Origin of the sequence: Thiobacillus sp., assembly GCA_024235835.1 — a bacterium.
Lineage (GTDB): Bacteria > Pseudomonadota > Gammaproteobacteria > Burkholderiales > Thiobacillaceae > PFJX01.
Map to the genome: position 1 here is coordinate 1,003,647 of JACKLQ010000001.1, position 17,480 is coordinate 1,021,126.

At 65.3% G+C, this 17,480-nt stretch carries 22 protein-coding genes; 5 read left to right on the forward strand and 17 right to left on the reverse strand.

Features of this window, described 5'->3' with window-relative positions; translation table 11 throughout:
- The first annotated feature begins 199 nt into the window (after nucleotides 1-199).
- A complete protein-coding gene (locus H6935_04835; protein MCP5277672.1) occupies nucleotides 200-1,813 on the forward strand; it encodes a peptide chain release factor 3 in 1,614 nt (537 codons plus the stop codon).
- A 44-nt stretch (nucleotides 1,814-1,857) separates the two neighbouring features.
- Here the strand turns inward: H6935_04835 and H6935_04840 are convergent, their stop codons facing one another.
- Nucleotides 1,858-2,133, reverse strand: coding sequence for a hypothetical protein (locus tag H6935_04840; GenBank protein MCP5277673.1), 276 nt, complete (start codon nucleotides 2,131-2,133; stop codon nucleotides 1,858-1,860).
- 179 nt (nucleotides 2,134-2,312) lie between these two features.
- Here H6935_04840 and H6935_04845 point away from each other — a divergent pair, with 179 nt between their 5' ends.
- A complete protein-coding gene (locus H6935_04845; protein MCP5277674.1) occupies nucleotides 2,313-3,695 on the forward strand; it encodes a sigma 54-interacting transcriptional regulator in 1,383 nt (460 codons plus the stop codon).
- Nucleotides 3,696-3,970: 275 nt separating this feature from the next.
- Here the strand turns inward: H6935_04845 and H6935_04850 are convergent, their stop codons facing one another.
- Both H6935_04850 and H6935_04855 read right to left on the reverse strand, forming a co-directional pair.
- Complete coding sequence (locus H6935_04850; protein ID MCP5277675.1) at nucleotides 3,971-4,498, reverse strand: hemerythrin domain-containing protein; 528 nt, start codon at nucleotides 4,496-4,498, stop codon at nucleotides 3,971-3,973.
- 60 nt (nucleotides 4,499-4,558) lie between these two features.
- A complete protein-coding gene (locus H6935_04855; protein MCP5277676.1) occupies nucleotides 4,559-6,214 on the reverse strand; it encodes an alpha-D-glucose phosphate-specific phosphoglucomutase in 1,656 nt (551 codons plus the stop codon).
- A 167-nt stretch (nucleotides 6,215-6,381) separates the two neighbouring features.
- Between H6935_04855 and H6935_04860 the strand changes: the two genes are divergently transcribed.
- The gene (locus tag H6935_04860) at nucleotides 6,382-6,699 is read left to right on the forward strand and encodes a hypothetical protein (protein MCP5277677.1); all 318 of its coding nucleotides are present in this window, start codon (nucleotides 6,382-6,384) and stop codon (nucleotides 6,697-6,699) included.
- A 31-nt stretch (nucleotides 6,700-6,730) separates the two neighbouring features.
- Here H6935_04860 and H6935_04865 read toward each other — a convergent pair whose 3' ends face one another.
- The 7 genes from H6935_04865 to H6935_04895 form a co-directional block, all read right to left on the reverse strand.
- On the reverse strand, nucleotides 6,731-6,949 hold the full coding sequence (locus tag H6935_04865) for an RNA-binding S4 domain-containing protein (GenBank protein MCP5277678.1): 219 nt from the start codon (nucleotides 6,947-6,949) through the stop codon (nucleotides 6,731-6,733).
- A complete protein-coding gene (locus tag H6935_04870) occupies nucleotides 6,936-7,499 on the reverse strand; it encodes a YaeQ family protein (protein ID MCP5277679.1) in 564 nt (187 codons plus the stop codon). Before H6935_04870 ends, H6935_04865 begins: the two co-directional genes overlap by 14 nt.
- Nucleotides 7,500-7,540: 41 nt before the next feature.
- Nucleotides 7,541-7,852 (reverse strand): DUF2288 domain-containing protein, encoded by a 312-nt coding sequence (locus tag H6935_04875; GenBank protein MCP5277680.1) that lies wholly within the window; start codon nucleotides 7,850-7,852, stop codon nucleotides 7,541-7,543.
- 74 nt (nucleotides 7,853-7,926) lie between these two features.
- Complete coding sequence (locus H6935_04880; protein MCP5277681.1) at nucleotides 7,927-8,664, reverse strand: pseudouridylate synthase; 738 nt, start codon at nucleotides 8,662-8,664, stop codon at nucleotides 7,927-7,929.
- A 10-nt stretch (nucleotides 8,665-8,674) separates the two neighbouring features.
- Nucleotides 8,675-9,019, reverse strand: a complete 345-nt coding sequence (locus tag H6935_04885; protein MCP5277682.1) for a hypothetical protein — start codon at nucleotides 9,017-9,019, stop codon at nucleotides 8,675-8,677.
- Nucleotides 9,020-9,023: 4 nt separating this feature from the next.
- On the reverse strand, nucleotides 9,024-9,422 hold the full coding sequence (locus H6935_04890) for a hypothetical protein (protein ID MCP5277683.1): 399 nt from the start codon (nucleotides 9,420-9,422) through the stop codon (nucleotides 9,024-9,026).
- A gap of 10 nt (nucleotides 9,423-9,432) precedes the next feature.
- Nucleotides 9,433-9,825: an HIT family protein gene (locus tag H6935_04895; protein ID MCP5277684.1), complete on the reverse strand. Its 393-nt coding sequence runs from the start codon at nucleotides 9,823-9,825 to the stop codon at nucleotides 9,433-9,435.
- Between the two features lie 195 nt (nucleotides 9,826-10,020).
- Between H6935_04895 and H6935_04900 the strand changes: the two genes are divergently transcribed.
- Both H6935_04900 and msrA read left to right on the forward strand, forming a co-directional pair.
- Nucleotides 10,021-10,644 (forward strand): carbonic anhydrase, encoded by a 624-nt coding sequence (locus H6935_04900; GenBank protein ID MCP5277685.1) that lies wholly within the window; start codon nucleotides 10,021-10,023, stop codon nucleotides 10,642-10,644.
- A 359-nt stretch (nucleotides 10,645-11,003) separates the two neighbouring features.
- Nucleotides 11,004-12,230 carry a peptide-methionine (S)-S-oxide reductase MsrA gene (gene msrA, locus H6935_04905; protein ID MCP5277686.1) on the forward strand — a complete coding sequence of 409 codons (1,227 nt, stop codon included), beginning with the start codon at nucleotides 11,004-11,006 and terminating at the stop codon, nucleotides 12,228-12,230.
- Nucleotides 12,231-12,251: 21 nt separating this feature from the next.
- Here msrA and H6935_04910 read toward each other — a convergent pair whose 3' ends face one another.
- The 7 genes from H6935_04910 to H6935_04940 form a co-directional block, all read right to left on the reverse strand.
- On the reverse strand, nucleotides 12,252-12,749 hold the full coding sequence (locus H6935_04910) for a hypothetical protein (protein ID MCP5277687.1): 498 nt from the start codon (nucleotides 12,747-12,749) through the stop codon (nucleotides 12,252-12,254).
- Nucleotides 12,750-12,822: 73 nt separating this feature from the next.
- Complete coding sequence (locus tag H6935_04915) at nucleotides 12,823-13,224, reverse strand: ATP-binding protein (protein ID MCP5277688.1); 402 nt, start codon at nucleotides 13,222-13,224, stop codon at nucleotides 12,823-12,825.
- A gap of 27 nt (nucleotides 13,225-13,251) precedes the next feature.
- Nucleotides 13,252-13,752 (reverse strand): DUF1993 domain-containing protein, encoded by a 501-nt coding sequence (locus tag H6935_04920; GenBank protein MCP5277689.1) that lies wholly within the window; start codon nucleotides 13,750-13,752, stop codon nucleotides 13,252-13,254.
- Between the two features lie 29 nt (nucleotides 13,753-13,781).
- Nucleotides 13,782-14,423, reverse strand: coding sequence for a CPBP family intramembrane metalloprotease (locus tag H6935_04925; protein ID MCP5277690.1), 642 nt, complete (start codon nucleotides 14,421-14,423; stop codon nucleotides 13,782-13,784).
- A 31-nt stretch (nucleotides 14,424-14,454) separates the two neighbouring features.
- Nucleotides 14,455-14,643 carry a hypothetical protein gene (locus H6935_04930; GenBank protein MCP5277691.1) on the reverse strand — a complete coding sequence of 63 codons (189 nt, stop codon included), beginning with the start codon at nucleotides 14,641-14,643 and terminating at the stop codon, nucleotides 14,455-14,457.
- The gene (locus H6935_04935) at nucleotides 14,640-15,890 is read right to left on the reverse strand and encodes a nucleoside:proton symporter (GenBank protein MCP5277692.1); all 1,251 of its coding nucleotides are present in this window, start codon (nucleotides 15,888-15,890) and stop codon (nucleotides 14,640-14,642) included. The genes H6935_04930 and H6935_04935 overlap by 4 nt, the downstream gene beginning before the upstream one ends.
- A 64-nt stretch (nucleotides 15,891-15,954) precedes the next feature.
- Nucleotides 15,955-17,397 (reverse strand): ATP-binding protein, encoded by a 1,443-nt coding sequence (locus H6935_04940; GenBank protein ID MCP5277693.1) that lies wholly within the window; start codon nucleotides 17,395-17,397, stop codon nucleotides 15,955-15,957.
- Between the last annotated feature and the right edge of the window lie 83 nt (nucleotides 17,398-17,480).

Genomic DNA, 17,480 nt, shown 5'->3' on the forward strand with positions numbered 1-17,480 from the left:
CCGGCGCTCAAGGGTAAAGGGCCCCCACCTTTACCCTTCACCCTTCACCCTTCACCCAGCAGGTATCATGGCGCCCTTTTAGCCGCTCTCGTTTCAGCGCCCCCAGGGCCGGGCTGCGCCCAGCCCGCCCCCCGAGGGGGTCAAGTAAACTCGGGGCGGCCCTTCGTTTACTTGAGAGGCAGCGCGCTGCCCGACCTTCATGAACACCAACCCATTCCCCCCCGAACTGCTGCGCGACGTCCAGCGCAGGCGCACCTTCGCCATCATTTCCCACCCGGACGCGGGCAAGACCACCCTCACGGAAAAGCTGCTGCTGTTCGGCGGCGCCATCCAGATGGCCGGCACGGTGAAGGCCCGCAAGTCAGCCCGCCATGCCACCTCCGACTGGATGGAGGTGGAGAAGCAGCGGGGCATCTCGGTCACCAGCTCGGTGATGCAGTTCGACTACGCCGGCCACACCATCAACCTGCTGGACACCCCGGGCCACGAGGACTTCTCGGAAGACACCTACCGGGTGCTCACCGCCGTGGACGCGGCGGTCATGGTCATCGACGCGGCCAAGGGCGTGGAAGCCCAGACCATCAAGCTGCTGGACGTCTGCCGCCTGCGCGACACCCCCATCATCACCTTCGTCAACAAGATGGACCGCGAGGTGCGCGACCCCCTGGACCTGCTGGCGGAGATCGAGTCTGTGCTGAAGCTGGACTGCGCCCCGGTGACCTGGCCCGTGGGCATGGGCAAGACCTTCCGGGGCGTCTACCACCTGCTCCACGACCACATGCTGCGCTTCACCGCCGGCGAGGAGCGGGCCGGGGGCGAAGTGGAGCTCATCGAAGGCATGGAGAACCCCAAGCTGCAGGAGCTGTTCCCCCTTGAAATGGATCGTCTGCATGAAGAGGTGGGCCTGTTGCGCGACGCCAGCCCGCCCTTCGACATCACCGACTTCCTGCGGGGCCACCAGTCCCCCGTGTTCTTCGGCTCCGGCATCAACAACTTCGGCGTGCGGGAGATCCTCCAGGCCCTGGTGGAATGGGCGCCGCCGCCCCAGGCCCGGGATGGAGGCGAACGCATGGTGGAACCCGCCGAGCCCCCCTTCACCGGCTTCGTCTTCAAGATCCAGGCCAACATGGACCCCAAGCACCGGGACCGCATCGCCTTCTTCCGGGTCTGCTCCGGGCGCTACTCGCCGGGCATGAAGGTGCAGCACCAGCGCATGGGCCGGGAGATGAAGCTGGCCAACGCCCTCACTTTCATGGCCAACGAGCGGGTGCACATGGAGGATGCCGTGGCCGGCGACATCATCGGCATCCACAACCATGGCCAGCTGCAGATCGGCGACACCCTCACGGAGGGCGAGGCCCTGCACTTCAAGGGCATCCCCTACTTCGCCCCGGAGATGTTCCGCAGCGCCCGGTCCCGGGACCCCATCAAGTCCAAGCAGTTGCAGAAGGGCCTGAAGGAACTGGGGGAGGAAGGCGCCATCCAGGTGTTCGAAAACATGGCCAGCGGCGCATTGCTGCTGGGGGCCGTGGGCCAGCTCCAGTTCGAGGTGGTGGCCAGCCGCTTGCAGGCGGAATACAAGGTGGACGCCATCTACGAGCAGGCGGACATCCACACCGCCCGCTGGCTCACCTTCCCCGACGAAGCCACCCGCAAGCAGTTTGAAAAGGAGCAACTCGCCCGCATGGCCAGGGACGTGGATGGCAACCCGGTCTATCTCGCCACCAACCGCTACAACCTCAGCCTGCTGGAGGAGAAATGGCCCAAGGTCCGGTTCCACGCCAGCAGGGAGCACGGCCAGCGGTTCGAATAAGCCGCCCCGCAGGCAGCTTGCCTATTCCCGGCTGGAACCAGGGCTCAGCCGCCGTAGACCTCGCCCTTGCCGGTTTGCTGGGCATGGGATGACAGGGTGCGAACCTCCGGCTTGTCCTGGCCATGCAGCGCGGCACGGATGGCCTCCACCAGGGGATCCCGGGTCTCCGGGGCTGTCTGGTGGGAGGACTGGGCCGAGGCCTGGTAGTTCATATCCTGCTCGAAGCTGGCCAGCACAGGGTCTGCAGGTTCACCGGCGAAGGCCAGGGAGGGCGGCAGGGTGGCGACGAAGAGGGCGATGGCGAGTTTGGCAATACGCATGGTTCAGTTCCTTTCAGTGATTAGGGATGTCCGATTCGACATTCGTCATATAGCAAAGGTCATGCCAATCAAATAAACATCATTTATTCAACAAGTTACAACTTCACAAAGTATCACTCCACAACATTTGTCCAGAGTGGACGTTAATATATGTTCACACTGAACAAATAGATCTGAACATGATTACCCTGACTGCCCTGAACCAGTTTCTGGACAACCTCGAAGAAGGCATCCTGTTCCTCGACCGGCAGCGCCACGTAGTAGCCGTCAACCGGGCTGCGCGGCAGATGCTGGGCAAGGGCCAGGACGAGATACTGGGCCGGTTCTGTCCCAGCCTGTTCCAGGGCACGGCCTGTGCCAGAAACTGCGAAAGGCAGGGCAGTTGCGCCCTCATGACCGGCGTCCGGGGGGAGAAAATGCTGCAGGACCTGGTGGTGCAACGGCCGGACGGTGAACTGCTCCCCCTGCGCATGTGGGCCATGGCGCTCCCGTCCGATGCCGGCTTGGCCTACTTTGCCGTGGTTCTGCGGGACCGCAGCGAGGAAACCCGGCTGGAGGAGGCCGCCAGCGAACGGTTGCAGCTGGGAGGCCTTGTGGGGCATGCCGCCGCCATGCAGGAACTGTTCATCCAGATACTGCGGGCTGCCGCCAGCGAAGCCAGCGTCCTCATCACCGGCGAAAGCGGCACGGGCAAGGAACTGGTGGCCCGGGCCCTGCACGACAACTCCAGCCGGGCCAGGGAACCTTACCTGCGGGTGCACTGCGCGGCCTTTCCGGAGCATCTGCTGGAAAGTGAATTGTTCGGCTTTGCCCGAGGCGCTTTCACCGGCGCCACCACAGCCCGGGAAGGCCGGTTCGAGGCCGCCCACGGCGGCACGCTACTGCTGGACGAGATAGGCGAGGTGCCCCTCAGCGTCCAGGTCAAACTGTTGCGCGTATTGCAGGAGCGGGAAATCGAGCGCCTGGGGGAAAACGAGCCGCGCAAGGTGGATGTCCGCATCCTCGCGGCCACCCACCGGGACCTTCCCACCATGGTGCGCCATGGGGAATTCCGGGCGGACCTGTATTACCGGCTGCGGGTGCTGCCCCTCCACGTGCCGCCCCTGCGGGAACGCCTCGAAGACATTCCCTTGCTGGTCCACCCCCTGCTGGCGAACATACGCGGACGCCACCACGGACAGGACATCCAGGTTTCCGACGAGGCCCTGGCCGCCCTGTGCGCCTACGACTGGCCGGGCAATGTGCGAGAACTGGCCAACGCCCTGGAATACGCCCTGGTCCACGCGGAGGGCAAGGTTCTGCAACCTCGCCATCTGCCCCCCGAAGTGCGGGAGTCGGGCCAGGCCCACACCTTTTCGCGGACGGAGGGGGCACGTCGCACCGTGCCAGACCTGGCGCCGCGCTATTACCGCACCGCCACCGCGGCCCCGGGACAGGAAAAGGAGACGCTGGAGCGCGCCCTGCGGGAAAACGGCGGCAACCGTGCGGCAACGGCGAAAGCCCTGAGCATGTCCCGCACGACGCTATGGAAGAAACTCAAGCAGTACGGCATCGACGCCTGACAGCAGAGTCGTGGCTGAATTCCAGCCAGGAACCGATCGGAATGAAGAAGGACTTAACAGGGCATTGAAAAATGTAAAAAACATGTCAATAACCGTCATGCCGGCGCAAGTCAGAATACATAAAACATTGATTTGTTTGATATGGCTCGTCTGGACCCCGGCTTTCTCAGGGATGACGGCGCATTATTCGTCACCCTGTTGACCTTCCAGGTCATCCCCTTCAATGGGCTACGGTCGCTCAGACCCCGACAGGCTGCTGGGGAGCGTGTCTTTTTTTAGGCTGCCCGCGGAACAAGGGCACAGTCCAGATCACTGCCCAGCATGTGGCCTACCGTCACGCCCATCATGAAGTTGAGCATGCACAAGGCTTCCTCGTGATATGCCCAATCCCCATCGTTGCCCGCCAGGCGACGACGGATCGATTCCAGTTCCCCCAGCATGGCCTGGTGCTCGGCGCGATGCTGGTCCAGTTTGGGATGCTTCAGGCTCGAAAGGACTTGTTCCTCCTGAGTGAAATGCATCTTCAACAGATCGCCAAACTCATGAAATGTACTGCGCAGCCTCTCCCTCTCCGCAGGATTCTTCGCAAGCCCACTGGCCTTCAAGGCAAGATGAAAAATCAATTCATGCTGGTGATCCACGGTTGCATTGCCCAGCTTGAAATCATCCGCCAGATCGTAGGGAATGGGAGGACAGCCCAACGCGATACCATGGGACCCGATACGACCCGTATTGTTGGCCCTGAAGACCGGACGACGCAGCTTGAGCAGCGACTTGAAGAATTGACTCAAACTGAAATCCATCACTAATCCCGTTCATGCATGGACGGCCAGGCGGCAATGGGGGCGGCGCGTCCGGATAACTCAGCCATTGAGCGCCGCCGTCACGATCTCCCTGGCCTCGGAGACGATGGCCTGGAGGTGCTCCGCGCTCTTGAAGCTCTCGGCGTAGATCTTGTAGATGTCCTCGGTGCCCGAGGGCCGGGCGGCGAACCAGCCGTTCGCCGTGGTGACCTTGAGGCCGCCGATGGGGGCATCGTTGCCGGGGGCCCGGGTGAAGCGGCCGATGATGGCCTCTCCGGCCAGGGAAGGGGCGGCCACCTTGTCCCCCGTCAGGGTCTTGAAGGCGGCCTTCTGTTCCGGGGTGCAGGCGGCATCGATGCGCAGGTAGTAGGGCGTGCCGTATTGCGCGGCCAGGTTCTGATAGTAGCGGCCCGGGTCCTGGCCGGTGACGGCGGTGATCTCCGCCGCCAGCAGGGCCAGGATGATGCCGTCCTTGTCCGTGGTCCATACGGTGCCGTCCCGGCGCAGGAAGCTGGCGCCGGCGCTCTCCTCGCCGCCGAAGCACAAGGTGCCTTCCAGCAGGCCAGGGCTGAACCACTTGAAGCCCACGGGCACCTCGATGAACGTGCGGCCCAGGCCGGTGACCACCCGGTCGATGAGTCCGGAGCTCACCAGGGTCTTGCCCACCGCCACGTCCCGCTTCCACTCAGGGCGATGGGTGAGCAGGTAGTGGATGGCCACCGCCAGGAAATGGTTGGGGTTCATGAGGCCCATGGAGGGGGTGACGATGCCGTGGCGGTCCACGTCGGCGTCGTTGCCCCAGGCGATGTCGTACTGGTCCTTGAGATTCACCAGGCTGGCCATGGCGTAGGGGCTGGAGCAGTCCATGCGGATCTTGCCGTCATGGTCCAGGGTCATGAATCCGAAGGTGGGGTCCACCCTGGGGTTCACCACCTCGATGTTCAGGCCGTATTTCTCGGCGATGGGCTGCCAGTAGGCCACCGCGGCCCCGCCCATGGGGTCCACGCCCATTTTCAGGCCGGCGTCGCGGATGGCCTCCATGTCGATGACCTCACCCAGGTCGGCCACGTAGGGGGCGACGAAATCCTCCTGGAAGGTGGTGGGCGCTTCCAGGGCCTGCTCGTAGGGCACCCGGCGCACGTCCCGGTTGCCGTCCGCCATGAGGGCGTTGGCCCGCTGCTCGATCCAGCCCGTGGCGTCCGTGTCGGCGGGGCCGCCGTGGGGCGGGTTGTACTTGATGCCGCCATCCGGGGGCGGGTTGTGGGAGGGCGTTATGACGATGCCGTCCGCCTGGCAGCCGGTGCCGGGCCCATCGGCGCAGTTCTCCTTGTTGAAGGCCAGGATGGCCCGGGAGATGACCGGCGTGGGCGTGTAGCCGTCCTCAGCCTGGAGTCGCACCTCCACGCCGTTGGCGGCCAGCACCTCCAGGGCCGAGCGCTGGGCGGGGGCCGACAGCGCATGGGTGTCCTTGCCCAGGAACAGGGGGCCGGTGACGCCCTGGGCGGCGCGGTATTCGCAAACCGCCTGGGTGATGGCCCGGATGTGGGCTTCGTTGAAGCTCCTGTTGAACGCGCTGCCCCGGTGGCCGCTGGTACCGAAGGCCACCCGCTGGGTGGAGACATTCGCATCCGGGATATCGGCATAGGCCGCCAGCAGGGCAGCGGTGTCCATGAGGCTGTCGGCGGGGGCGGGTTTACCGGCGAGAGGGTGGGTCATGGGAGGCTCCAGACAGAACAAATCCTTGTAGGCGTAATGGTACGCCTAGCGCTGTTACAAACCGTAACCTGTCGAAACCCCTGCGCCTGCCCTGCCTGCCTAGCATGGACTCAAGGATGGCTGGAAAGCATCCGAACCGAGTAAAGGAGCAAGACATGAAAGCGACCATGAAAACCCTGTTAGCCGCCCTTCTCAGCGTAACTGCCCTGGGCATGGGCGCCCAGGCCCAAGCCGACGGCCGTGGCGACCGGGACGGCTGGCGCGATGGCGGACGCCACGAACATCGCTGGGACGACCGGCGGCACGACCGCGGCTGGCACGAAGGCTGGCGTCCTCACCACCACCATCCAGGCTACTGGCGAAACGCCTACTACTACTCACCTCCGCCGGTGGTGTACGAGCACCGCTACTACTACGGTCCCTACTACCGCTATCCCCGGGGCGGCTCCGTGATTCTTGACCTGCCGCCCATCATCATCCGCTGAGCGTTGGATGCAGCCCGGGTGCAGGCTGGGGTCAGCCTGCCACAACGCTGACCCTCACGCCCCGGCACGCCACCACCTGGCCGGCGCGGATTTTCGCGGTCTTGCGATCTTCCCGCTGGCCATCCACCGTCACTTCGCCTCCGGCCACCAGGGCCTTGCCCTGGCCGCCGCTGTCGGCCACACCGGCCAGCTTGAGCAGGTCACACAGGGCGACAAACTCGCCCCGCAGATGAAAATCAACGACTTGCATAAGCGTCCTTGAAGGCTTGCAGGGAGAGAGGTTCGATGTGCGCGGTTTCCTGGCCATCGGTGATCCACACCTGCCCCTCCTGCACGGTGCACTGCAGGCGCATGGTGCGCTCCGCCATGCCCGCCAGGGCCTGGGTGGCCTCGTAGGGCACCCGGTACACTGCCAGGTTCTCCAGCCGTCCAAGCTTGTCCCGGTTCAGTTCCCACCATACGTCAGCGGAGCGACTGCCGTAGCTCACGATCACCACCTTTTCTGATCGGCCGCAGGCCTTGCGGGTCCATTTCTCGTCCGGCAGACCCACGTCGATCCAGAGATCGATGGCGCCAGTGAGGTCCTTGCGCCACAGGTCCGGCTCATCATCCACGCACAGCCCCTTGCCGAAGCCCAGTCCCTCCTGGGCGAACAGGGTGAAAGCCAGCAGGCGCACCATCATGCGCTCGTCCGTCTCGGAGGGATGCCGGGCCAGGGTGAGGCTGTGGTCCGCATAGTAGTTGCGGTCCATGTCGGCGATCTGGAGATCCGCCTTGAAAATGGTTGCCTTGAGGGCCATGGGAGCTCGGTGAAGGGTGAAGGGTGAAGGGTGAAAAAAGTCTAGTTGTCCAAGGCGTCGATTTCCTGGATCAGGACCCAGGGAGCGGCCACCACGGCCCAGAAAATCGTTTGCCGTTCATGCCAGACCATGGCGTCCTCCGTGGCGGCCCGCCGGAGCAGGCCCCGGTCCATCCAATCCGCCACGGTCGCCTTATCGTCCCTGGAGACATGGAAGGCCACGTCCACCAGATCCAGTTCCGCAGCCACCAGCACCACCACCCCCCGGGCGAAATGGCGCTCCAGTTCCTTCCAGGCCAGCCTGCCGGTCTCGGCGTTGAGCTTGGCGCGCAGGAGTTCGTCGGCTTCGTTCATGGACGGAAAGGTGAACAACGGTGGGGCGCGCATTCTAACCGGTCCCGACACCGTAGCCCGGAGGTGGCCCCGGGCTACTCCACCGCGCTTTCCCAGCCCAGCATCTGCAGCACCATGGTGAAATCCGCTGCTGGCGGCGCCTTGAGGACCAGGTCTTGTCCCGTCACCGGGTGCCGGAATGCCAGTTCCACCGCCGCCAGCAGCAGGCGGTCGCTGCCGAATAGGTCCCGAAAAAGCCGGTTGTGCCGACCCTTGCCATGGGTGGCATCGCCGATGAGGGGATGGGAGAGGTGTTTCATGTGGCGGCGCAACTGGTGCCAGCGGCCGGTGAGTGGCGTCAGTTCCACCAAGGCGTAGCGGCTGGTGGGGTAGCGGTCCACCCGATGGGGCAATTCCACGGTAGCCAGGCGCCGAAAGCGGGTGACGGCTGGCTGGGGTCCACCACGGGCGGCCAAGCCCGCATGCTCGTCCGCCATGGGCGCCAGGGGATGGTCGATCTCGCCGGATTCCGGAGGATGGCCCCGGACCACGGCCAGGTAGCGCTTGGCCATCTCCCCCGCCTCGAACAGGGCCCCCATGGCCCGCCCCGTGGCCTTGTCCAGGGCGAAAAGCAGGAGCCCGGAGGTGCCCTTGTCCAGGCGATGTACCGGCCACACGGGCTGGCCGATCTGATCCCGCAGGATCTGCAGGGCGAAACGGGTCTCGTGGCGGTCCAGGTCGGTACGGTGCACCAGCAGCCCGGCGGGCTTGTGCACGACGACGAGCCATTCGTCCCGGTGGAGGACGGGCAGGGTCTCCCGGACCCCTTCGATCACCGCAGGCTCACTTCCCGCCCTTGCAGGGGTAAAGCTCCCTCAGGGCCAGTTCCAGTGCCTGGGCCGCGGGCAGCTTCTGCTTGTCCGCATGACGCGCCAACCAGAGTGCCAGGCTCATGGGCAAGTGGTCCCTGTCGCCTCCCTCCAGGCAGAAGCCCGGCTGCGCCTTGAACTGGTAAGTAGCGTCCAGGTAACCGTTGAGGTAGTTGCGGCACATGGCCGCCAAGGCCCTCGCCTTGTCCGCGCTCTGGCATGTGCGCATCAGGGTCATGCCGTCCATACCCTTGTAGGTGGCCCCGGCGGCGGCCGGCCAGGCCAGGGCCAGCATCAGGCAAAAGCACAGCTTATTCATATCCTCAGTCCTCCTGGGCACCGGTTTGCATGCCGGTTTGGGCACCGGCCGGGTTGCCATTCTCATCATCGTTGCCCATGGCCGCCAGGAACCGCTGCCGCGCCGCGGACAATTCGCGGCGTGCCGCGTCTAACCTGCCGTCATCCTCCACCGCCTCATCCAGCGCACGCCCGCACGCCCGGTAGAAGGGCTCGAAGGCCGCCAGCACCGCCGCCTGGTCCAGGATGCGGGGGGACCGGGGGGCCGCCACGGGGGCGGAGCCATCCAGGGGGCGCAGCACCGCGTAGCGGGGAATCATGCGCTGGCCGCCCCCCTCCGTCGAGGCCGCGACGGGGCCAGTCTTCACATACACCTTGCCCTCGAATTCAAAGCGAGCGCCGATAGGCAGCATGGAGAACTTCATGCCGCGTCCCTCAGGCCCAATACCTGGCCTTGTCCGGCAACACCCAGCGTATGCCGCCCTTGGGGTCTTCCCGGTCGCCCTTGTAGCGGGGTATGACGTGGATATGCAGGTGGGGCACGCTCTGGCCGCCGGCGGCGCCGTGGTTGATGCCGATGTTGTAGCCGTCCGGGCCGTGGCGCTCGTCCAGGATGCGCTTGCATTCCCCCAGGGCCTTCAGGAGGGCCATCTGCTCTGCCTCGGTGGCCTCGAACAGGGTGGGGAAATGACGCCGGGGAATGATCACCGTATGGCCGGGGGAGACGGGGAAACCGTCCTTGTAAACCACGGTGAGTTCGTCCTCGGCCAGGATGCGGGCCGGGTCCAGGACGCAGAAGGGACAGGGTTTGGAGTGGGTCTGGGACATGCTGTGCATAACGGAACATGGAACGGCCCGGATTATCCGCCAGACCTCCATTAAAACCCTGCAAAGCTTCATACCAGTACGCTGCCGTTCGCCGGAAAACGGCCACATAGGCGGAACATGTCCTCTCCAGATGGCCTCTAAACCGCAGGCCGACGGGGTCCCGTCGGCCGCTCCCAAGCAACGGAGGAGGACAACATGAGTAAAGTCTTCAACGAAGTCATGAACGCCAATGCCGCCTATGCCGGCAACTTCGGCGACAAGGGCCAACTGGCCATGCCGCCGGCCCGCCGCTTTGCCATACTCACCTGCATGGACGCCCGCCTGGACCCGGCCAAGTTCGCCGGCCTGGCCGAGGGTGACGCCCACGTCATCCGCAACGCCGGCGGGCGGGCCAGCGACGACGCCATCCGCTCCCTGGTCATCTCCTACAAGCTGCTGGGCACCCGGGAATGGTTCGTGGTGCACCATACCGACTGCGGCATGGAGACCTTCACCAACCAGATCATGGGCACCCTGCTGGCCAGCAGCCTGAAGACCGCGAAGATCGACGCCAACGGCTGGAGCGACGTGGGCCCTGGTCCCGGCTCCGAGGCGGGCAAGACCATCGACTGGCTCACCATCAAGGACCTGAAGGCCAGCGTGGTGGAAGACGTGGAACGCATCCGCAACCACCCCCTGGTGCCCAAGGACATCCCCATCTACGGATATATCTACGACGTGAAGTCGGGCAAGCTTGTAGAAGTCACCGAAGCCATGGTCGTGGGCCGTGCCCTGGAAGGGGATTTTTTCCATCCGGTTGAGCATCGCAAGGCCGCCTGATCAGGCTTGCGGCATCCGGTGGACGGGCGGGGAGCCCACACCTCCCCGCCCGTTTTCCTTGCCGGAGATTGAAGCCCGGGCGTGACGCGGATTCCACCCCCGGGGCGACACCTTCCATCACCCCAGGCATCCATAACATTTCGTTTAACACTGGCATTTAAGGCCAAGAGGCGGGAATTTGTCGGGATGATGGCCACTCCATCCATGCGACCCGACCACCCCAACCCAACTGGAGCCCGCCCGCCATGCCCACATCCAGAACCCTCAACACCCTCCTCGTCACCCTGGGCCTCAGCTTCCTGGTGGGGGCCTGCGCCAAGGAACCCGCCGCCCAGGCCCAGCCCGTCGCCAAGCCAGCCATGGATGATGCCCATGCCCAGCTGGACCACATCGTCCTGGGCATGGGCTGCTTCTGGGGCGCGGAAAAGCGCATGTCCGCCCTGCCCGGCGTGGTGGACGTGGAAAGCGGCTACGCCAACGGCGAGGTGGCGGGCAGCTACGAGGCCGTGCTGGACCAGGAGCGGGCCCTGCGCCGGGGCAAAAGCGACAAGCGCAACCACGCCGAAGTGGTGAAGGTCACCTTCGACCCTGCCCGCACCACCCTGGAGACCGTGCTCATGGGCTTCTGGGAAAGCCACGATCCCACCCAGGGAGACCGCCAGGGCAACGACGTGGGCAGCAACTACCGCAGCGCCATCTATACCCACAACCCCGCCCAGCAGGAGGTGGCCCTGAAGACCCGGGACACCTACCAGTCGGCCCTGGCCAAGGCCGGTTTCGGCGCCATCACCACCGAGATCGCGCCCCTCAAGGGCTACTTCACCGCCGAGGAATACCACCAGGACTATCTGGTGAAGAACCCCAACGGCTATTGCGGCCTGGGCGGCACGGGGGTGAAGTTCCCCGGCTCGAAATCCGCCGCCACCTCGGCCCCGCCCGCCCCCCGCCTGGACGGCCAGGCTTTTGCCCAGGGGCGGCAGCTGGTGGTGTTCGAAGCCGAGGACTGCGCCTTCTGCAAGCAGTTCAAGGCCGAGATCCTGGACCGCTGGCAGGCGGAGGTGCCCGTGACGCGCACCCTGAACCCCAACCCGCCCACGGGCTGGAAGCTGGAGAAGGCCCTGTTCGCCACCCCCACCATCGTGCTGTTCGAGGAGGGCAAGGAAGTGTCCCGCTACACGGGCTACAACGGCGACATGCAGCGCTTCTGGAAGTGGCTGGGATTCCGCCTGCTCACCCCGGACCAGCAGCGCATCGCCTTTGAGCAGGGCACGGAGATGGCCTTCACCGGCTCCCACCTGGACGAGAAGCGGCCCGGCACCTTCGTGGACCCCATCACCGGCGCCGCCCTGTTCCGCAGCGACACCAAGTTCGAGAGCGGCACCGGCTGGCCCAGCTTCTTCAACCCGGTGCCGGGCGCCCTCAGTCTCCACGAGGACGAGAGCCACGGCATGCGCCGGGTGGAGGTGCGCAGCGCCAGTTCCGGCATCCACCTGGGCCACGTGTTCGACGACGGCCCGCCCCCCACCGGCAAGCGCTACTGCATCAACGGCAACGTGCTGAGGTTCGTGCCCGACAAGGGGAAATAAGGGGCAGTGGAGACGCGCTGATCAGGCGAACAGGGCATTCAGCAGGGTGGCGGCCCGGGTCAGGGCCGTCAGCGCATGGTCCCGGGCCACGACTTCCCCATGCCTGGGCAGCGCCAGCCAGGCCTTCAATTCGCCAGCCTGCTTCCACAGCAGGGCGTCCTCTTCGGAGACCAGGCCCTTCTCCAGGAGCTGGCGCAGGTTGTGATGGAAGGACAGGGCATGGTCCCTGCCCTGCCGGTCCTGCACCGACACGGGCAGATCCAGCTGGGCGCAGCGGGCCCGCAGGCCCGCCTCCAGCACCCAGTAGCACTGCTCCACCCCCAGGGCCACCAGGGGGGCGAAGAACAGACCGTACATCATGCTGGCCCGGGCCGTCTCGAACTGGGCCGCCACTTCCCCGGGCACCTTCCTGTCCAGGCGGATGGACAGGAAGGTATCGCGCCAGGCGCGGGCCTCCATGCCGGCCGCCGGCCCGGTCGCGTCGGGCTCAAGCCAGTTCTGGGTGGTGATGCGTTTCATGCCGGGGAAGGTGGATGGGGTGGCCGGATTCTACCAACCACGCGGCCGGAAGCAGGGCCCAGGCCCCCCCGACCTATCTGGCCGCCACCCTCAGCCGACGCAGGAAGGCCGTGTCCAGGTTGTCGCGGCGATTGCTGGCCAGCAGCACCAGGCCGCCGAAAGACTCCAGGCGCGACAGCAGGTAGCCCACTTCCAGGTTGGCGTAGCGGTCATGGCTGTCCTTCACCCCGGCGCGCTTGCCAAACAGGGCGTCCGCCTCGTCGAAGAAGAGGATCCAGCCCCGGGCCTGGGCCCGGTCGAACACCTGCGCCAGGTTCTTCTCCGTCTCGCCGATGTACTTGCCCACCACCCGCTTCAGGTCGATATGGCCCAGCTTCGTCCCGGCCTCCATCGCCAGTTGGCGGGCCGCCGCCAGACGGGCGGCCTTGCTGTCGCCCAGCACCAGTTTGACCGCGTGCCTACCCTTGTCCGCCATGTCCCTTCCCCCTGGTTGCGCGGCCTCTCAGCCGATGTAATCCCGCTTGACCAGTTCCACGCCGTTGTGGCGCAGGATGTCGTAGGCCGTGGTGATATGGAAGAAGAAGTTGGGCAAGGCCCGCTGCAGCAGGTAGTCCCGGCCGGGATAGGTGTTCACCGTCTCGCCCCGCTTCACCACCACCTCCCGCGCCTCGGAACCGTCGATCTGCTCCGGCCTGAAGGTTTCCAGATAGGCGATGCTGCGCCGCACCCGCGCGATCAGCTCGGGAAAGGACTGTTCGGTATGGGCCTCGGTGGGGGCGTCCGTGCCCGTCAGCCGGGCCGCCCCGTTGCGGGCATGGTCGCAGGCCACCGCCACCTGCTTGGCGAAATTGAACATGTCCGGATACAGCCGGTACTGGGTCATAACCTGGGGATCGATCTTGCGCGCCTCGCAGTGGGCCGCGGCCTTCTCCAGGATGCCGGCCAGGTTGTTCAGGCCGCGGACGAACACCGGCACCGAGGCCTGGTACATGGAAATAGTCATGACGAATGCTCCTCAACGCTTGCAACGAATCAAAGATGCCCGCCGTAAAAATAGACGCCCAGACCCAGGGTAAACAGCCAGTCGCCCCAAAGGCCGTGCTCCAGGGCCACCAGCGGCAGGGAACGGGTCTTATGGAAAGTGTAGGCGAACAGCAGCCCTCCCACGCAAGACAGCAGGGGGGCCACGGCATTGCCCAACTGCGCATGGGCCAGCCCGAACACCCCCGCACTCGCCAGCATCATCGCGTTTGGATCAGGAATCAGATCCCGGTAACGATGGAACAGGAAGACGCGGAACACCAGTTCCTGGGCCGTGGCCGACACCAGGGGATACATCAGCAGCACCAGCAGCCACAGCCCGGGCCGCTCCCGGGGGAAGGCGAAGGCATCCACCTGGGGAAACTGCACCGCCAGGGCCAGCACCCCCGCACCCCCCAGGACCAACAGCAGGGCGATGCGCGTCAGGCAGGGGCGCCAATGCCGGGGCAGGGCCCGCAACTGGCGCCGGTCGAAGGCCGGATCGCGCCACAGCACCACCAGCATGACCGCCGCCACCAGCAGGATCTGGGGAATCAGCCAGCGGCGCATGGCCTCCCCCTGCCAGCCCAGCAGCAAGGGCAAGCCGATGAACAGGGCGGAGAACTCCAGGGTACGGACGGATCGCAAGCTCATGGCCCCCATTGTGGGGCCCCTGCATGACAGATCAGACCTGGCGGATCAGGGATTGCGGCGGTTGATGAGGGTCGCCCCTCAAAGCGCGGCGCCGGGTGCCGCGCAGTGCGTTCACCCGGTAGCCGTTGGAGAGATCACGAACCGACTCCCGCTCCCGCCGCACATCCAGCGCCGGCCCGCCCTCCGGAGCCTGGCACAGCAGCACATCTCCCCGAATCAAGCCGTCAGCAACCCCACCACCGCCCCGGTGAGCAGGGTGGCCAGGGTGCCGGAGAGCACGGCCTTGGGCCCCAGGGAGACGATGTCGGCGCGGCGCTCCGGCACCATGGTGGCCAGGCCGCCGATGAGGATGCCCAGGCTGCCCAAGTTGGCGAAGCCGCACAGGGCATAGGTCATGATCAGGTCGCTGCGGGGGCTCAGGGCCTCGGCGGGCAGGCGGGCCATGTCCAGGTAGGCGATGAGCTCGTTCAGCACGGTCTTGGTGCCCATGAGGGTGCCCGCCGTGGTGGCCTCGGCCCAGGGAATGCCCATGAGCCACACCACCGGCGCCATCAGCCAGCCCAGCACCCGCTGCAATGAAAGGGGCTCGCCCAGCACATCCGGCAGCAGTCCCAGCAGCAGGTTGGTGAGGCTCACCAGGGCCACGAACACCAGCAGCATGGCGACGATGTTGATCAGCAGCGACACCCCCGCCAGGGTGCCCTGGGTGATGGCCTCCATGCTGGAGCGGGCGGTCTCCGGGGCCTTCAACTCCCCGCCGGTGGACGCCTCCCCCGCCGGCACCATCAGGGCGGCGATGAGCAAGGCCCCCGGCGTGCTCACCAGGGAGGCGGCGAGGATGTGGCCCATGGCGTCCGGCACCACGGGGGCCAGGAAGCCCGCGTACAGGGCCATCACCGTGCCCGCCACGGTGGCCATGCCGCAGGTCATCACCGAGAACAGCTCCCCCCGGCTCATGGCCGCCAGGTAGGGCCGCACGAACAGGGGCGCTTCCACCATGCCGACAAAGATGTCCGCCGCCGCCGACAGGCCAACCGCCCCCCCGATGCCCAGGGACTTGCGCAGCAGATGGGACACGCCCCGCACGATCAGGGGCAGCACCCGCCAATGGAACAGTAGGGAAGACAGGGCGCTCACCACCAGCACCAGGGGCAGGGCCCGGAAGGCCAGCACAAAGGACGAAGCCGGATCGCTCACCTCAAAGGGCGCTGCCCCGCCCCCCAGATAGCCGAACACGAAGCTGGTGCCCGCCTGGGTGGCCTGCTCCAAGGCCCCCAGTGCCTGGTTCATGGCCAGGAACACCCCCTTGAACAGGGGCAGCTTCAGCAGCGCCACGGTCAGCGCCAATTGCAGTGCCAGACCCGCCAGCACGATGCGTGTGGGAAAGCGCGCCCGGTTCTCGCTCAAGGCCCAGGCCAGGCCGACGAAGGCCAGGATGCCGAGGGCGCTTTGCAGGTTGGGGAGCATGGCCGCAATGGTAGCCGGGTTAGGGGTAAGCCAGGACTCAGGTCACCCGCGAATGTTCATCCACTTATCGCCCCCGGCGCCGTTCCAGCGTGTTCTTGGCGACGGTATAGCAATGCAGGCTGTTGGGCATGAACTCCACCGTCACGCCCATCATCTCCTTCACCCCGCTTTTCGACAGGGTGGTCACCAGGGGCGTGCGCCCCAGCTTGTGCCGCTTGGCGAATTCCAGCAGCCCTTTGATGGTCTTGGGATCGTCAAACGGCCGGTCGGACCACTTCACCTCCACCGCGAACCGGGGCCGTTGTTGGGCGTCCAGGCTCACCAAATCCACCTCGCCGCTGCGCCAGCGCGAGTAATACAGGGAATCCACGAAGGCCGCGTTGTGCAGCCATTGGCTGAACACGGCCGATTCCACCAGATAGCCCACCGCCTCATGGTGCTCGTCCACCGGCCCGAACAAGGCCGCGCGCATGGTCGGGTTGGTCAGATACACCTTGAAGGTCGTCGCCCGCTTGAAGTGGGCCGCATCCTGGTCCACCCGGCGCATGCGCCGGATCAGGAAGGCCGCCTCCAGATATTCCAGATACTTCACCAGCGTGTTCTTCGCCACATGGGACGTCTGGGACAAATCCTCGATGCTCAGCTCCTGCCCGGTGTTGTAGGCCAGGGTGTTGAACAGGCTGTTGAGTTCCTGGATATCCGAAATGCCGTACAGGATGGGCAGATCCCGCAGCAGCACCTTGTCGATGATGTCGCTCTTGATGTACCGGCGCGGGTTCTGGCGCACCGCCTCCGAGAACACCGCCTCGGGATACCCGCCGAAATTCAGGTAGTCGATGAAGGCCTCGTTCAGGCCATGCACGTCGTCGGTGGCATAGCGTGGCGCATTGCTTTCATCCTCGGCTTCCGCCACGGCCTCCCGCACCAGCGCCTCCTCCCGGCCGATAAAGCGCAGATATTCCGCGAACGTAAGGGGCGGCAGCACAAACTCCGTGAAGCGCCCCGCGCCGGATTCCGCGCTCTTCGTCTTCAATGCCGCCGCCGCCGAACCCGTGACCACGAAGCGGATGCCCCGATACGAATCCACCAGGGATTTCAGGTGCACCTCCCAGCCCTTCAGATACTGGATTTCGTCGAAGAACACGAACAGGCGAGTCCCTTCCGGTCGCTGGAACAAACGCTGAAACCGGCTGACCAGGCTTTCCAGGGACAGCCCGGTGTAGATCGGCGTCTCCAGCGACACGTACAGGATGTCCCGGCCACTGACGCCATGCCGGTCCATGAAGTCCTGGATGGCGTGGTACACGAGAATGGTCTTGCCCACCCGGCGCGGCCCCAGCAAGACCACCGCCCGGTTCACCTCCTCGCGCACCAGATCGGAAAAATCCCCCATATAGGCGCGCCGGGGAAAACCCCGGTAATCCGGCTCGATCCCGCCCCCGGCCTGCCACCAGGGGTTATCCAGGCGCAGGCGGCTTTCTATTTCCTTATCAGAAACTTGCAGCATGACCATCACTACCGTCAGAGAAATGAGCTTGAAATGTAGCAAATAAGATCATCTTAGTAATCTTATTTTAACTTTTTGCAGTA